This is a genomic window from Actinomycetospora succinea (assembly GCF_004363095.1).
In the GTDB taxonomy this organism is placed as follows: domain Bacteria; phylum Actinomycetota; class Actinomycetes; order Mycobacteriales; family Pseudonocardiaceae; genus Actinomycetospora; species Actinomycetospora succinea.
The window spans coordinates 1-15,554 of the sequence record NZ_SNYO01000009.1; the positions used below are offsets into that span (position 1 = coordinate 1).

Sequence of the window (15,554 nt, forward strand, 5' to 3'; positions counted from 1 at the left end):
CAGCTCCACAGCACTCCCGAGAGGTCCTCCCCTCAAGATCATTCAGACCGTGTCGTCACACGCGCTCAACCAACGTGTCCGGTCAGTACACCTAGGACGGGGCGGTCCACGCCGCCGCCCGGGCGATGAGGTCGTCCAACCGCCGGTACGCGTTCTGCCGGCAGCACCCGAGCTCGCGCCGGGTCTCGAGCAGGCGCGTGACGGCGACGCCGGTGTCGGCGTCGACGACGCGCGTCGCGGACGGCAGCCCGCGGTCGGGGTCGTGGAGCGCGACGGCGGCGAGGCGCACCTCGGCGAGGAGGTGCACCCGGACCGTCAGCATGCGGGGGCCGCCGCCGCGGGGTCCGCGGCGGCGGCACGACGGTCGCGCATGCTCAGCGTTCGTAGACCGCGGTGAGGGTCGCCCGGGCCAGGGTGTGGCTGAACAGGTTGAACCCCAGGAAGGCCGGGGTGGCGGCCCGCGGGATCCCCAGCGTCGGCACGTCGACCGCGTGCACGACGAAGTAGTAGTGATGGACCCCGTGTCCCTCGGGGGGCGCCGCCCCGAGGTACTGGTGGATGCCGGCGTCGTTCGGCAGCGCGATCGCCCCCTGCGGCAGCCGGGAGCCGTCCGGGTCGCCCGCGGCCGCGACGAGCTCGGTGACGCCGGCCGGGATGTCGGCGACGGCCCAGTGCCAGAAGCCGCTGCCGGTCGGCGCGTCCGGGTCGTAGCAGGTGACCACGAAGCTCTTCGTGGCCGTCGGGAAGCCCTGCCAGCGCAGGTGCGGCGACCGGTCCTCGCCGCCGGGCACGCCCATGATCCCGCTGGTGTGCGGCGGGGCGAGCGGCGTGCCGTCGGCGACGTCGGTGCTGGTCAGGGTGAAGGTCGGCACCTCCGGGAGGAAGGTGTACGGGTCGGGCGGAGCGAGAGCGGTGGTCATCGTGTCTCCCCTCAGGCCAGGGTCTTGGTGAGCTCGGTGGCGATGTACTCCGCCTGGCGCGTCGCCAGCGCGACGATCGTCAGGGTCGGGTTCGCCGCGGCGCCGGTCGTGAAGACGCTGCCGTCCGCGATGAACAGGTTCGGCACGTCGTGGGCGCGCCCGAACCGGTTGACGACGCCGTCGCCGGGCCGCTGGCTCATGCGCGCGGTCCCGAGGTTGTGCGTCGACGGGTAGGGCGGCGTCTCGATCGTGTTCTGCGCCCCGACGGCCTTGTAGACCGCCGCACCCTGCCGCTGGCCGTGGCGGCGCATCGCGACGTCGTTGGGGTGGTCGTCGAAGTGGACGTTCGCGACCGGCAGCCCGTGCTGGTCGACGGTGTCGCCGGAGAGCGTGACCCGGTTGTCGGCGCGCGGCATGTCCTCGCCGACGATCCACATCCCCGCGGTGTTGCGGTAGCCGTCGAGGAGGTCCGAGATGTGGCTGCCCCAGCGCCCCGGCGCGATGAACTTCGCGAGGAACGCGGGCCCGAGGGAGATCGTCTCCATGTAGTAGCCGCCGACGAAGCCGCGGTCGGTGTCGAGGCGGGACTCGTCGGCGATGACGCCGGCCATCGTCTCGCCGCGCCACATCCGCACGGGCTTGTCGAACTGCCCCCAGACGGTGCCGGTCGTGTGGCGCATGTAGTTGCGGCCGACCTGGCCCGACGAGTTCGCGAGCCCGTCGGGGTGCTGCGCGGAGCCCGAGAGCAGGAGCAGGCGGGGGGTCTCGATCGAGTTGCCGGCGACGACGACCACCGCGGCGCGCTGGCGGCGCAGCGTCCCGTTGCGGTCGACGTAGAGCACACCGGTGGCCTTGCCCGACGCGTCGTGGAGGATCTGCGCGACGTGGCTCTCGGGGCGCAGGTCGAGGTTGCCGGTCTTCTCGGCCTTGGGCAGCTCGGCGACGAGCGTCGACCACTTCGAGCCGTGCTTGTCGCCCTGGAAGTTGAAGCCGTCCTGCAGCGTCGCCGGGCGGCCGTCGTACGGCTCGGCGTTGGTCGCGTAGGGCCCGGTCGAGTAGTACCGGTAGCCGAGCTTCTCGGCGCCGTTGGCGAAGACCTTGTAGTTGTTGTTGGCCGGCAGCGGCGGGCGCCCGTGGCGGTGCGTCACGCCCATCTTGATCTCGGCCTTGTCGTAGTACGGCTCGAGCTCGCCCAGCGCGATCGGCCAGTCGAGCAGGCTCGCGCCCTCGACGTCGCCGTAGGTCGAGCGAGCGGTGAACTCGTGCGGCTTGAAGCGCGGGCAGGCGCCCGCCCAGTGGGTGGTCGTGCCGCCGACGGCCTTGACCAGCCACGCCGGCAGGTTCGGGAAGTCCTTCGCGACCTGCCAGCTGCCCGACGTGGTGCGCGCGTCGGACCAGGCCATCTGCGCGAAGGCCGGCCACTCGTCCTGGTGGTAGTCCGGCCCGGTCAGGTGCGGGCCGGCCTCCAGGACCACGGTCTTGAAACCGCGCTGGCAGAGCTCGTTGGCGACCGTGCCGCCGCCGGCACCGGAGCCGACCACCACCACGACGTCGGAGTCGTCGTACTCGAAGCGGGTCATGCCGGCACCTCTCCCTCGAACTCGATCTTCGGGTCGGGCAGCCAGTCCAGGTCGTCGAAGCCCCGGTCGGCGTAGCCGCCCTTGTCGTACGAGGGGCCCTCGTAGCCGAGGAGGTCCCACACCTCGCGGTCGCTGTAGAGCGTCACCACGGCGCTGTCCACGATCGCGGTCAGGAACGGCGAGCCGTCCGCCCCGCGCAGGACCGCCGCGGCGGTGTCCGCGTCCAGCTCGGAGAACGGGACGTCGCGCTGCGCGTCCAGTTCCCCGAGGCCCTGCAGCAACTGCGCGAGGAACCGCGGATTCGTGCCGGCCTCGGCGATCACCGCGTCCGCGGCGCGCTCGTAGGGTCCGCGCGGGAACGTGCTGTGCGGGAATGCCGCGTACACCACGTTCACCAACGTCTGGCGGTCCTGCGCCGTCAACAACGTGCTTCCCACCGCACCCGTCCTCTCTCGTGATGGCGTTCTCGGGGCGTGCTCGTCCGGCCGGCGTCCTCGTGGACGTCGGAAGTGGTGTGGTGGTGGTGTTCCTTGCTGTCCGCCGACTAGGTCGGCGACGGGTTCTCGGCGGGGATCCGGATGCCGTACCGGGCGATGCGGCGGTAGATCGTGGAGCGGCTCATGCCGAGACGGCTCGCGGCCCGCGCGGGTGTCGCGCCGGGCTCGGCGAGGGCGCGGACGATCTCGTCGCGCTCGAGGGTCTCCATGCGGGTCAGCTGGTGGTGGGTGCCCGTGAAGACCTCCGGCGGGAGGTCGCGCTCGGAGACGAGGTCGGTGCGGGCGACGGCGCGGCGCACGACGTCGCGCAGCTGGGCGACGTTGCCGGGCCAGTGGTAGGCGGTGAGGACCTGCTCGGCGCCCGCGGTGAAGCGCACGGCGCGGTGCCGCGCGTCGCGGGCGAACCAGCGGGCGAGCGGCAGGACGTCGTCGCGGCGGTGGCGCAGGGCCGGGACCTCGACCACCGTGCCGACCAGCGGGCGCAGCACGTCGGGGACCGCGACCGGGTCCTCGGCGGTGAGCGAGAGCTGGGCGCCGTCGCCCGTCACGAGCCCGGCGAGCTCGCTGGCCACCCAGGCCGGGAGCCGGTCGACGCGCGCGACGATGACGCCGGTCCCGGGCTTGCCCAGCTCCGGGGACCACAGCGCCCACCACGACGCCACGTCCTCCGGCTCCGGCGGGCGGACGTGCAGGACACGGCGCCCGCGGGCCTGGACCGCGCCCAGCAGCGCGCCCTTGCCGACGCCCGGCTCGCCGACGACGGCCACGCCCCGGCCGGCGCGCAGGGCCGTGCGCGCGGTGTCGGCGGCGGCGCGCCACTCGACGCCGAGGTGCTCGAGGCACGGTGCCTCGTCCTCGTCCTGCCGGGTCCGCACGCGGACCACCCGGCCGCGGCTCGCCGGGCGCGCCTCGCGGCCCTGGCCGCGGGCGAGCATGAGCGCCTCGGTGGTCCGGGCGGCGGTCCTCGCGAGGGCCAGCAGCAGGTGGGAGGACTGCTGCGACCAGGTCGTGAGGTTGACGCTGCCGAGCAGGTCGCCGGTCACCGGGTCGGCGACGGGCGCCGCGGCGCACGTGTAGCCCCAGAGCCGCGTGGAGTAGTGCTGGTCGGCGCGCACGAGGGTCGGCACCCGGTCGGCCAGCGCGAGCCCCAGCCCGGTGGTGCCGGTGGTGCGCTCGGAGTAGTCGAACCCGGGGGCCAGGGAGACGCCGTCGAGGGCGCCCAGCAGGACGCGGTCGCTGCACACGCGGTTGAGGACCAGGCACTCGGGATCGGTGAGCATGAGGCTCACCGGTTCGTCGGCGAGCGTCTCGTGCAGTTCCGTGAGGACCTGGTGGCCCGATTCGAAGAACAGCGACTGGTCGTCGACGGCACCGGCGAACTCGGGCTCGACGTCGTCCAGCGAGACGCCGTATCCGGCGCTGCGCTTCCAGGACGCCACGAGACGCTGCGGCAGCACCGCGGGATCGCGATCACGCGAGCGCGCCAGCTGCTCGCGTGCGCACAGATCCGTCTCGGTCATCTCGGCCTTTCCCCCGCGCTTCGTCGCGCCCCGGAACGTCATCGACTGTGGCAGAGACGACAACGGAGGGAACCGTCTCCGAGTGTCAACCTGAGACGCCCCGCTCCCCGGCGGGCGTGCTCGGTGAACCTCGGCGACATGAGGTGAGGCTAACCTCATATCGGGAGGATGCGACAGCCCCGTCAGCCGGCCGCGCCGTAGCGCAGGCCCCGCACGACCGCAGTGCTGTCGGCGACGGTGAGGACGAGCAGGCGGTCGAACTCGGTCGCGAGGATCGGCGTGACCGGGTCGCCGAACAGGGCGACGACCAGCTCGGGCACCGTGTTGCTGTGCCCCGCGACGAGGACCGTCGCGCCGAGCTCCCCGCGCCGCAGGGCGTCGGCCCGGTCCGCCGGCCGGTCCTCGACGAGCAGCTCGAGACCGGGCCGCTCGTCGAGGACCTGGGCCACCGTCTCGCGGGTGCGCCGCAGCGTCGACACGACCACGGTGTCGATGACGAGGTCGCGCACGACGTGGGCGAGCGCCGCGGCACGCCGGCGTCCGGCCGCGCTCAGAGACGGGTCGCCGCCGGCCTCCGGATCCGTGATGTCGGCGTGCCGGACCGCGAGCACGGTGATCATCGACGCCGCTCAGACCGACGTGTGGACCACGGCGGGACGCAACCCGCAGTCATCGAGCGAGCGACGGAAGAGCTGCGCCGTGCGCGGCAGGAGATCGATGCGACGCCAGGCGAAGCACTCGCGGATGATCTGGCCGTGCTCGCCGTCCGCGATCTCGCGGTCGGCGGCGACGAGCCCCGCGAAGACGTCGTGATAGGTCATGAAGTCCGGCGACAGGCTCGACCACGTCGCCGCGAGGAGCTTGCCCATCTGGTCGCGTGCCTTGAGCAGGGAGGCTTTGAACTCCTCCTCGTTCCCGTCGTAGGCCGCGGCGAACTCCTGCGCGATGTCGCGGAGGTCCCCCGGCCCGGTCGGGGTGTTCGTCGACCGCTCGCGGAGCTCGGCGGTGATCAGCTTGTGGTCCACGAGGTCTTGCTGGAAGAGCTCGACCATGGTGTCGAAGACCGCTCCGGTGAGCGGCAGCGACCGTTCGTGGGGCTCCGTGCCCACGTCGCTCATGCGCTTCGCGTTGAGCGCGACGCGGATCTGGCGTGCGTCGGAGAGCTCGCCGACGCGGTCCAGGCCGTTGACCGTCAGTAGGTTGCCCTTCGTCTCGGCGAGGAGCTTGTCGACGAAGGTGTCGAAGTGCAGCAGCGCCACGATCGCGGTGAGGTCACCGGCCGACTCGTGGAACCCGCCGTAGTCGATCCCGCGATCGCTCGGGTTCTGCGGCACCCCGACCTGCGAGAAGATGATGCTGTGCCCGAGCTCGTGGGCGAGGACGTCGAAATTCTCGCAATAGGGCCGGTCGTGGTCGATCGTGCCGTTCGGCGTGCGGCCGAAGCCGAACTCGAGGAAACCGAAACCGGACTGCGCGTTGTCCCACTCGATGAGGGGGATCATCTCGAGGCGAGCGAACGCGGCCTCGAAGTGCCACGGGATCTCGTGGCCGAAGTAGTCCTCCCAGATGTCGAGGACGCGGCGCACCGTGGCGTACATGGTGGCCGCCTTGAAATCGCGGGAGTTCGGGTTGAGGTGCGTGAAGTGCCCGTCCGACCCGGCCGTCACCGGCGGGTGGCTCTCCCCCTCGAACGGCGGGCCGCTCACGCCCGACTCGTAGGGCAGCTTGAACTTCGCGTCGACGACGTACATGCGGTCGTCCGCGGGCCCGGGGAGGACCTTCGCGGGCGGGGTCGAGACGGTGACCGTCTCGGGCGTCGCGAACAGCGGCGCACCGCTCGACGTCAGGAAACGCGGCTGCGGGAACAGCAGGAACCTGGTTCCCTCGGCGGCGAGTCGTTTGTCCAGTTCGACCGACATGGCGATCCCCCGTGCAGAATTGGATTCGTGTGCCGGGAAGGATGCGCGCTCTCGCCCGATCGAATCCAGGGCCGGGACCGAGTTGTGACCGAGCGATTCCGTTCGTGCGCGCGCGATCGCCGAGGGTCATCAATTCTTTCATTCTCGGCGGAGGTGAAAGCCGATCTCTGAATTTCCGTCCACGAATGGCGTATCAGACCTGCGCCCAGGTCGGATCCCGCAGCAGCTCGACCGCGACGTCGACGTCGTCGGTCAGCGGGCGGTCCTCGGTGCGGGGGTCGAGCACCTCCTCGGCGCGGGCCAGGGCCTCCTCGACCGGCATCGGCCCGTCCGCCGCGACCTGCCACCCCTCGCGGCGCCGCAGGCGCAGGGCTCGGACGGCCGCGACGAGCTCGCACGCCAGCACCCGCGTGTAGGCGGTGGCCACCTCCGCGGTGGCCCGGGCGGCCTGGGTCGAGAAGCTCGCGTGGTCCTCCAGGCCGCGGGACACCACCGCGCTCCCGAGGGTCACCGGCAGCGCGGCCTGGCGCAGTGCCGCGAGCGCGTCGTGGCTCATGTACTCGAGGATCATCACCCCGGAGCTGCCGGGCGGGCCGTCGGCGAGGAACGCCCGCAGGCCGGTCTGCTCGGGTTCGACGAGGTCGCCGAGGCGCGCCGCGGAGAGCTCGGCGACGCCGTGCACGCAGGCGCGGACGTGGTCGAGCGCGCCGGCCACGTAGGCGGTGTGGAAGTGCGCGTGGTGGTAGGCGTCGTCCTCGGCGACGGCGATCATGGGGTTCTCCGCGCCGGCGTTGACCTCGACGTCGAGCACGCCGTGCAGCATGTCCAGGGCGTCGATCGCCGGGCCGTTGACCTGCGGGAACGCGCGCAGACCGAACGGGTCCTGGATGCGGCGACCCTTCGGCGGGGTGCGCTCCATGCCGAGCAGGTGGCGCATCCGCTGCGCGCAGCGCATCTGGCCGGGATGTGGGCGGGCGCGGTGCACCGGGTCGGCGTAGGCCTCGGGGCTGCCGTCGAGAGCGAGGTACGACAGCGCCGCCACGGCGTGGCTCGAGGCGAGGACGACGTCGAGCGTGCCCGCGGCGAGCGCGGCCTCGGCGAGGGTGACCGCGTTGCTCGACACGAACGCGAGCGCGTCGCCGGCGTCGACCGGGACGGGGCGGTGCGCCGGCGGCACCGTGTCCCACGCCCCCTCCCCCGCGAGCGCCAGCGCGATCTGGGCGAGCGGGGCGAGGTCGCCGGTCCCGATCGCGCCGAGGCGGTGCACGACGGGCAGGGCGTCGGCGGCGAACGCGTCGGCCAGCGCCCGCACGAGCGCCGGCGACACCCCGGAGCGCCCGGCGAGGAGCTGGTTGAGCCGGATGAGCAGCGCCGCGCGCACGAGCTCGGGGGCGAGCCGGTCCCCCGCGCCGCCGGAGTGGCTGCGGAGGAGGCGCAGGCCGTGCTCACCCTGCTCCGGAGCCAGCTCGTCCCGGTTGGCGCCGACGCCGGTGGTGCGCCCGTACACCGCCCGGCGGGTGCTGAGGTCCGCCCCGAGCCGGGCCGCGCGCTCCACGCGGGCGAGCGCGCCGCGGTCGAGGTGCAGGTCGGTGGGCCCGGGGGTGCGCGCGACCGCGGCGACCGTGCGGGCGGTGATCGAGGAGCCGCCGAGCCAGAGCGGCGGGCGGCCCTCAAGGGGGACGTCCGCGACGGGCCGGGCGGGGCTGTCGGTGCTCACGGGCGGACCTCCTCGGGGCCGGGGGTGACGGGGACGCGGCGCCCGGCCCGCCACACCGCCGCGGTCAGCGGCACGCCGGGGCGCTGGGCGAGGTGCACGACGGTCGGCGCGTCGAGCACGTGCAGGTCGGCGCGGGCGCCGACGCGCAGGTGGCCGACGTCGTCGCGGCGCAGCGCCCGCGCGCCACCGAGCGTCGCGGCCCGGACGGCCTCGGGCACGGAGAGGCCGCACTGCAGGACGGCGAGGGCGACACAGAGCGCCATGGACGTGGTGTAGCAGCTCCCCGGGTTGGCGTTGCTGGCCAGCGCGACGGTCGCGCCCGCGTCCACCAGGCGCCGGGCCGGCGGCGGGGGCTGGCCGGTGGAGAGGTCGCAGGCGGGCAGCAGCGTCGCCACCGTGTCCGACGCGGCCAGGGCGTCGACGTCCGCGTCGGCCAAGTGCGTGGCGTGGTCGACCGACGCGGCGCCGCCCGCCACCGCGACGGCGACCCCGGGGCCCCGGCCGAGCTGGTTGCCGTGCACCCGCCCGCCGAGACCGCGCGCGGCGCCGGCGGCGAGGACCCGGGCGGCGGCGTCGCCGTCGAACGCGCCGTCCTCGCAGAAGACGTCGATCCACCGGACGTCGTCGGCGACCGCGTCGAGCATCGGGCCGCAGACGAGGTCGAGGTAGGCGTCGGTGGTGGTGCCGGTCGGGGTGAGGTGGGCGCCGAGGAACGTGACCTCGTCGACCTCCGCCGCCGCGATCCGGGCGGCGCGGACCTCGTCGGCGACCGTGAGCCCGTAGCCGGTCTTGGTCTCCAGGCACGTCGTGCCCTGCCGGGCCGCCTCGGCGACGTGGCGGCGCAGGCGCGCGGCGAGGTCGGCGTCGGACGCCGCGCGGGTCGCGTCCACCGTGGTCCGGATGCCGCCCGCGGCGTAGGGCCGGCCGGCGACCCGCTGTGCGAACTCCTCGCCCCGGTCGCCGGCGAAGACGAGGTGGGTGTGACTGTCGACCCAGCCGGGCAGCACCGCGCGGCCGTCGACGTCGACCGCGTGGTCGGCGGCCGGGGCGTCGGCCGCGCGCCCGGTCCAGGCGATGCGGTCGCCGTCGATCACCACGGCGAAGGGGCCCGGTCCGTCGGGACCCTCGGGGTCGTGGGTCGTCAGCTCACCGATCCCGGTGATCAGCTCCGTCATGCGTGCACCGCCGCAATCGCCGCGGCCAGATCGGCGGCCGGGCGCTCGACGAGCTGGTGCGCACCGTCGCTCACGATCACCCGGCCGCCCACGCGGACCTCGCGGACGTCGGCCGCCGACCCCGCGAGCAGGACCCCGTCCGGGCGGGCGCCGGCGGTGCGGACCGAGGCGGTGTCGACGGTGACGAGGTCGGCCGGGGCCCCGACCCGGATCGTATCCCCGTCGGCGCCGGTGTCCAGCAGCGCGCCGGGCGTGAAGCGTTCCCGGACGCCGTGCGCCAGGCGTTCGTGCATCTCCAGGGCCCGCATCTCCTCGAAGGGGTCGATCACGGCGTGGCTGTCGCTGCCCAGGCACAGCGTCACGCCGGCCGCGGCGAGGGCGCCGGCCGGCCCGATCCCGTCGCCCAGGTCGCGCTCGGTGGTCGGGCAGAAGCAGGCGCGGGTCCCGGTGCGGGCGAGCCGGGCGACGTCGTCGTCGGTGAGGTGGGTGGCGTGCACGGCGGTGGTGGTCACTCCGAGCGCCCCGGCGTCGTCGAGCAGCGCCGTCGGGGTCAGGCCGTGGGCGGCGAGGCAGGCGGCGTTCTCGGCGGGCTGCTCGGAGAGGTGGACGTGGAGGGGCCTCGTGCCCGTCCACGTGGCGACGGTTCTCAGGGCCTCGCGGGGCACCGCCCGGACCGAGTGGATCGCCCCGCCGACGCGCACCCCGTTGCCGTCGTCGAGCTTCGCGACGAGCGTCGCCCGCTCCGCCCAGGCGTCGACGTCGGCGTCGGCGAAGCGGCGCTGCACGCCCTCGGGCGGGCGGTCGAACCCCGCCTGCCCCATCCCGGCAGAGAGGTAGCAGCTGTCGAGCAGGGTGATCCGCAGCCCGGCAGCGCCCGCGGCCTCGACGAGGGCACGGTCCATGGCGATCGGGTCGGCGTACGGACGCCCGCCGGGCGCGTGGTGCAGGTAGTGGAACTCGGTGACCGCGGTGTGGCCCGCGAGCGCCATCTCGGCGTAGACGGCGGTGGCGAGGCGCCGGTAGGTGTCGGGGTCGAGCGCCCGGGCGACGCGGTACATGTCCTCGCGCCAGCTCCAGAACGAGTCCGCCGCCCGCGCGGGCCGGCCGCGCAGGGCGCGGTGGAAGGCGTGCGAGTGCCGGTTGACCAGGCCGGGGAGAGTGAGACCGGGCAGGAGGGTCCCGCGTCTCGCGGCGCCGACCTCGATGCCGGCGATCCGGTCACCGTCGATCTCCAGCGCCACCGCGTCGGCGGGCCCGCCGGGCAGCCACGCCTGCTCGCACCAGAGGGTCACCGACACAGCTCCTCCAGGACGTCGGCGAGGGCGCGCACGCCGGCCTCGGCGTCGGCGTCCTCGGCGTGCTCGTCGGGGGCGTGGCTCACGCCGGTGGGGTTGCGGACGTGCAGCATCCCCGTCGGGACGTGGGCGGCGAGGACGCCGGCGTCGTGGCCGGCGGCGGTGGGCAGGCGGCCGGCGCCGGTGATCGTCGCGAGGGTGTCGGCGAGCCCGGGGTCGAGCGTGACGGCGCCGGAGACCGACTCGGCGCGCACCTCGACCATGCACCCCTCGTCCGCCGCGGCGGCGTGCGCTGCGGCGGCGACGTCGTCGAGCAGCGCCTGTGGGAGCGGGCCGCGGGCGTCGAGCCAGAGGTCCACACGGGACGGGACGACGTTGGTGCCGCCCGGGGTGGCGTGCAGGCGCCCGACGGTCGCGCGGGCCTCGTCGCCGTGGCGCGCCATCGCGGCGCGGGCGGCGAGGACGGTGGCGGCGGCCGGGACCATCGGGTCGCGTCGGTCGGCGAGGCGGGTGGTGCCGGCGTGGTCGGCGCGGCCGGTGAACGACAGCCGCCACCGCCCGTGCGCGACGATCGTCGAGCCGACGGCCAGGGCGTCACCCCGCGGGGCGAGGGCGCGGCCCTGCTCGACGTGCAGTTCGACGAAGCAGCCGACACGGGCCAGGCGCTCGGGGTCCGACCCGAGCCCTGCCGCGCGGTGGCCCAGCGCCTCGGCCAGCGTGACGCCGTCGGGGTCGCGCAGGCCGCGGGCCCGGTCGGGGTCGAGCGAGCCGGTGAGCAGCCGGGCCCCGAGGCACGGCACCCCGAATCGCCCGCCCTCCTCCTCGGCGAACACGACGACGGCCACGGGGCGGGTCGGGACGACGCCGCGAGCGCTCAACGCGTCGAGAGCGGCCAACGCCGACACCACCCCCAGCGGCCCGTCGTACGCGCCGCCGCCGGGGACGGAGTCGAGGTGACTGCCGGTGACGACGGCGTCGGGACCCGGCTCGCCCCACCAGGCCCACACATTGAGGTTGCCGTCGGTCTCCACGTCCAGCCCGCGCCGCGCAGCCGCCTCGGTGAACCACTCCCGCAGCTCGGTCTCGGCGTCGTCGCCGAGGTGGCGCGACCAGCCACCGCGGCGGGCGTCGCGGCCGACGTCGGCGATCTCGTCGAGGAGCTTCACCGCTGCTCCTGCATCGGGATCCGGACGCCGCGCTCGTCGGCGACCTCGAGCGCACGGGCGTAGCCGGCGTCGGCGTGGCGGATCACGCCGGTGCCCGGGTCGTTGGTCAGCACGCGGGTGATCTTGTCGCGGGCGAGCTGTGATCCGTCGGCGACGCACACCTGCCCGGCGTGGATCGAGCGCCCGATCCCGACCCCGCCACCGTGGTGCAGCGACACCCAGCTCGCCCCCGAGGCGGTGTTGAGCAGGGCGTTGAGCAGCGGCCAGTCGGCGATCGCGTCGGACCCGTCGGCCATCGACTCGGTCTCGCGGTGCGGCGAGGCGACGCTGCCGGCGTCGAGGTGGTCGCGGCCGATGACCACCGGCGCGGACAGCTCCCCGGACGCCACCATGTCGTTGAACCGCTCCCCCGCCCGGTGCCGCTCGCCGTAACCGAGCCAGCAGATGCGCGCCGGCAGGCCCTGGTGGCGCACCTTCTCCCCCGCCAGGCGCATCCAGCGGGCCAGCGGCTCGTCGTCGCCGAAGAGGTCGACCACCGCGCGGTCGGTGGCCGCGATGTCGGCGGGGTCGCCGGACAGCGCCGCCCACCGGAACGGCCCACGGCCCTCGCAGAACAGCGGGCGGATGTAGGCGGGGACGAAGCCGGGGATGTCGAAGGCGCGCTCGACGCCGGCGAGCCGGGCCTCGGCGCGGATCGAGTTGCCGTAGTCGAAGACCTCGGCGCCGTCGTCGGCGAACGCCAGCATCGCCTCGACGTGCGTGCCCATCGAGGCGCGGGCGCGGTCGGTGAACTCCTCGGGCTTGGCGCGGGCGTAGTCGGGCCAGTCGGCGAGGTCGACGCCGACGGGCAGGTAGGACAGCGGGTCGTGCGCCGAGGTCTGGTCGGTGACGACGTCGACGGGCGCCCCGGCCCGGCGGATCGCGGGGAGCAGCTCGGCGGCGTTGCCGACGACGCCGACGGAGATCGGCTCCTTGGCCGCGCGCGCCGCCTCCACCCGGCGCAGCGCCGCGTCGAGGTCGTCGGCGACCTCGTCGAGGTAGCCGGACGCGACGCGGCGGTGCGCGCGGGCCGGGTCGGCCTCGACGACCAGCGCCGTGCCGCCGTTCATCGTCACCGCGAGCGGCTGCGCGCCGCCCATCCCGCCCAGCCCGGACGTCAGCGTCAGCGTCCCGGCGAGCGACCCGCCGCGGGCACGCGCCACGGCGGCGAACGTCTCGTAGGTGCCCTGGAGGATCCCCTGGCTGCCGATGTAGATCCACGAGCCCGCGGTCATCTGCCCGTACATCGTCAGGCCGAGGTGCTCGAGGCGGCGGAACTCCGGCCAGGTCGCCCAGTCGCCGACGAGGTTGGAGTTCGCGATGAGCACCCGCGGCGCCCACTCGTGGGTCGTGAAGACCCCGACGGGGCGCCCGGACTGGACGAGCAGCGTCTCGTCGGGCGCGAGGTCGACCAGGCACCGGCGGATCGCCGCGAGGCTCGCGTGGTCGCGCGCGGCCTTGCCGGTGCCGCCGTAGACCACGAGGTCCTCGGGCCGTTCGGCCACCTCGGGGTCGAGGTTGTTGTCGAGCATCCGCAGCGCGCCCTCGGCGCTCCACGTGCGTGCCGACCTGGTCGTTCCTCGCGCTGCTGGCATGGGTCCAGTGCAGCGCTCGGCCGTCGTGCCGGACAGAGGCTCTGGCGTCCCGGTGTCTCGGATACGAGACTCCGGTGGCGTGGCGGGTGTCCCGGGGTTGCGGCGCGGGCTCGGCATCCTGCGCCTGCTCGCCGCGGGCGAGCCGCTGACCGCGGCGACGCTCTCGGCGCGCCTCGGTCTCCCCCGCTCCACGACGTACCACCTGCTCACCGAGCTGGAGGCCGCCGGCGTCGTCGCGCACCTGCCCGACACCGCACGCTGGGCCGTCGGGATCGGCGCCTTCGAGGTCGGGACGGCGTACCTGCGCCACCACCCGCTCGACGAGGTCGCGGGTCCGGCGCTGCGGCGCCTCGCCCACCGCATCGGGCTCGACGTCCACCTCGGGGTGCTCGACGGGCGGGAGCTGCTCTACCTGCTGCGCGAACGCCCGCCCCGTCCGCAGACGCTGGTGACCGCGGTCGGCGTCCGGCTCCCCGCGCACCTCACGGCGTCGGGACGGGCCGTCCTCGCCGGCCTTGCCCCCGCCCAGCGCCGGGCCCTGCTCGCCGGCGCCGGACCGCTGACGCGGCGCACCGACCGCGGCCCGACGTCACTGCGCGCGCTCTCCGCGGTGCTCGCCGCCGAGGCGCGGCGTGGCTGGTCGGTCGAGGACGGCGAGGTCAGCCGCGGCTACGCCTCGGTCGCCCGGGCGATCCACGGTGCCGACGGGGAGGCCGTGGCCGCGATCAGCGTGACGTTCCCGCACCAGTGCGCCCCGGCCTGCCGCACCGACTTCGCCGACCTCGCCGCCGTCGTCGGCCGCACCGCCGTCGAGATCACGCGGCGGCTGGGCGGCGTCAGGCCGCCTGGACCACCTGCGGCCGGTAGCTCTCGATGATCGCCATGAACTCGTCGTGCTCCGCGGTGGGCACGCCCAGGAAGCTCAGCGTCGCGGCGATCTCGGTCTTCACGGCGTCGAAGCCCGCCTGGTCGATCGCGAGCTCCTCGTGGGCCTTCACCATGTCGTGCCCGGGGTAGCACTTCGGGCCGCCCGCGGCCTCGATCGACCAGGCGGTGACGAGGAACTTGTAGCCGGGCGCGTTGGCGGGGTCGCCGTGGTGGGCGTGCACGGCCGGGTTGGCGTTCACCGCGACGTTGGCGAAGAGCCGGTCGACGAGGACGTCGACGGCGCCGGCGATGCCGTAGGTGCCGCCGAGGCGCTCGTACAGGGACTGCTCGGGCATGGAGATCCCCCTCCGGAGTCACCGCCGGTGATGTGGTGGATCGGCGGCGTGATCGGGCTCACTCTGGCACCCGGACCGGTCGTGCACAACCGGTCAGCCCGGCTTCACCCAGCCCTTGATGAACGCGAAGTGGTCGTCGAAGCGCAGGACCGGGTCGTTGCGGTAGGCGTGGCGGAACTGCTCGATCCCCGCGCGCAGCTCGTCGTCGGAGAACTCCCCGAGCACCGACATGTACCGCGACTCGAGCATGCGGACGTAGCGCTCGCGGTCGATGGCGGTGTGGAACGTCCGGTAGCTCACGGCCGCGCGGAGCCCGACCGCGGAGACCATGTCCACGATCTTCGCCGGCTCGGGCTGGAGCTCGCCGAAGCGCTCGTGGGCCTCGCGGAACAGCGGGTGGTGGATGGTCCGCGGCAGCATGACGATGAGGATCCGGCCGTGGCGCGAGAGCAGCCCGGCGAGCCCCTCGAGGGTCTCCTCGCGCTCGGCGACGTGGTGGAACGACTCCTTGAGCACGATCGCGTCGAGCCGCCCGGGCGGCGCCACGCGGCCGGAGGCGAGGTCCTCGGCGCTCGCGGCCAGGGGCTGCAGGCTCTTCGTGGACGGGACGCGTTCGAGCATCGCCGGCACCGGGTCGACGCACAGGATCGGGCGCTCGGGCTCGACCTCGGCGGCGAGCCGGCGCGTGTAGAGCCCGGTGCCGCAGCCGACGTCGGCGATGGCGTCGGAGCGGGTGAGGCGCAGCGAGTCGACGATCGCCTGCGTGAACCGCCGGACGTAGTCGGGGTCGTACGACCAGTGCTCGTCGTAGTCCGGTGCCACGCGTTCGTAGTGCTCGACGGTCAGGTCGCTCATGGCGGGCTCCCGTTCGCGCTCGACGGCGATGACGTCGCGACAGGGTGACACGT

At 74.4% G+C, this 15,554-nt stretch carries 15 protein-coding genes; 1 reads left to right on the forward strand and 14 read right to left on the reverse strand.

Going from position 1 to position 15,554, the window contains the following annotated elements:
• Positions 1–91 precede the first annotated feature (91 nt).
• The 12 genes from EV188_RS24080 to hutU form a co-directional block, all read right to left on the reverse strand.
• On the reverse strand, positions 92–322 hold the full coding sequence (locus EV188_RS24080) for a hypothetical protein (protein ID WP_133828872.1): 231 nt from the start codon (positions 320–322) through the stop codon (positions 92–94).
• Positions 323–374: 52 nt separating this feature from the next.
• Positions 375–920, reverse strand: coding sequence for a YbhB/YbcL family Raf kinase inhibitor-like protein (locus tag EV188_RS24085; protein WP_133828873.1), 546 nt, complete (start codon positions 918–920; stop codon positions 375–377).
• 11 nt (positions 921–931) lie between these two features.
• Positions 932–2,500 (reverse strand): GMC family oxidoreductase, encoded by a 1,569-nt coding sequence (locus EV188_RS24090; RefSeq protein ID WP_133828874.1) that lies wholly within the window; start codon positions 2,498–2,500, stop codon positions 932–934.
• Positions 2,497–2,937, reverse strand: coding sequence for a hypothetical protein (locus EV188_RS24095; protein WP_243741963.1), 441 nt, complete (start codon positions 2,935–2,937; stop codon positions 2,497–2,499). The genes EV188_RS24090 and EV188_RS24095 overlap by 4 nt, the downstream gene beginning before the upstream one ends.
• A 107-nt stretch (positions 2,938–3,044) precedes the next feature.
• Positions 3,045–4,517, reverse strand: a complete 1,473-nt coding sequence (locus tag EV188_RS24100) for an AAA-type ATPase lid domain-containing protein (RefSeq protein WP_133828875.1) — start codon at positions 4,515–4,517, stop codon at positions 3,045–3,047.
• Positions 4,518–4,699: 182 nt separating this feature from the next.
• Positions 4,700–5,137: a histidine phosphatase family protein gene (locus EV188_RS24105; RefSeq protein ID WP_133828876.1), complete on the reverse strand. Its 438-nt coding sequence runs from the start codon at positions 5,135–5,137 to the stop codon at positions 4,700–4,702.
• Positions 5,138–5,146: 9 nt separating this feature from the next.
• Entirely contained in the window at positions 5,147–6,436 is a 1,290-nt protein-coding gene (locus EV188_RS24110) for a gluzincin family metallopeptidase (protein WP_208114359.1), read from the reverse strand.
• Between the two features lie 193 nt (positions 6,437–6,629).
• On the reverse strand, positions 6,630–8,072 hold the full coding sequence (locus tag EV188_RS24115) for an aromatic amino acid ammonia-lyase (protein ID WP_133829084.1): 1,443 nt from the start codon (positions 8,070–8,072) through the stop codon (positions 6,630–6,632).
• 77 nt (positions 8,073–8,149) lie between these two features.
• Positions 8,150–9,328 (reverse strand): imidazolonepropionase, encoded by a 1,179-nt coding sequence (gene hutI / locus EV188_RS24120; protein WP_133828877.1) that lies wholly within the window; start codon positions 9,326–9,328, stop codon positions 8,150–8,152.
• On the reverse strand, positions 9,325–10,620 hold the full coding sequence (locus tag EV188_RS24125; RefSeq protein WP_133828878.1) for a formimidoylglutamate deiminase: 1,296 nt from the start codon (positions 10,618–10,620) through the stop codon (positions 9,325–9,327). Before EV188_RS24125 ends, hutI begins: the two co-directional genes overlap by 4 nt.
• Entirely contained in the window at positions 10,617–11,789 is a 1,173-nt protein-coding gene (locus EV188_RS24130) for an allantoate amidohydrolase (protein WP_133828879.1), read from the reverse strand. Before EV188_RS24130 ends, EV188_RS24125 begins: the two co-directional genes overlap by 4 nt.
• Positions 11,786–13,423: a urocanate hydratase gene (hutU, locus tag EV188_RS24135; RefSeq protein ID WP_133828880.1), complete on the reverse strand. Its 1,638-nt coding sequence runs from the start codon at positions 13,421–13,423 to the stop codon at positions 11,786–11,788. Before hutU ends, EV188_RS24130 begins: the two co-directional genes overlap by 4 nt.
• A 79-nt stretch (positions 13,424–13,502) precedes the next feature.
• Here hutU and EV188_RS24140 point away from each other — a divergent pair, with 79 nt between their 5' ends.
• Complete coding sequence (locus EV188_RS24140; protein ID WP_243741964.1) at positions 13,503–14,300, forward strand: IclR family transcriptional regulator; 798 nt, start codon at positions 13,503–13,505, stop codon at positions 14,298–14,300.
• Here EV188_RS24140 and EV188_RS24145 read toward each other — a convergent pair.
• Positions 14,260–14,646 (reverse strand): group I truncated hemoglobin, encoded by a 387-nt coding sequence (locus EV188_RS24145; RefSeq protein ID WP_133828882.1) that lies wholly within the window; start codon positions 14,644–14,646, stop codon positions 14,260–14,262. The genes EV188_RS24140 and EV188_RS24145 overlap by 41 nt on opposite strands.
• Positions 14,647–14,739: 93 nt before the next feature.
• A complete protein-coding gene (locus EV188_RS24150) occupies positions 14,740–15,501 on the reverse strand; it encodes a class I SAM-dependent methyltransferase (RefSeq protein WP_133828883.1) in 762 nt (253 codons plus the stop codon).
• Positions 15,502–15,554: the final 53 nt, after the last annotated feature.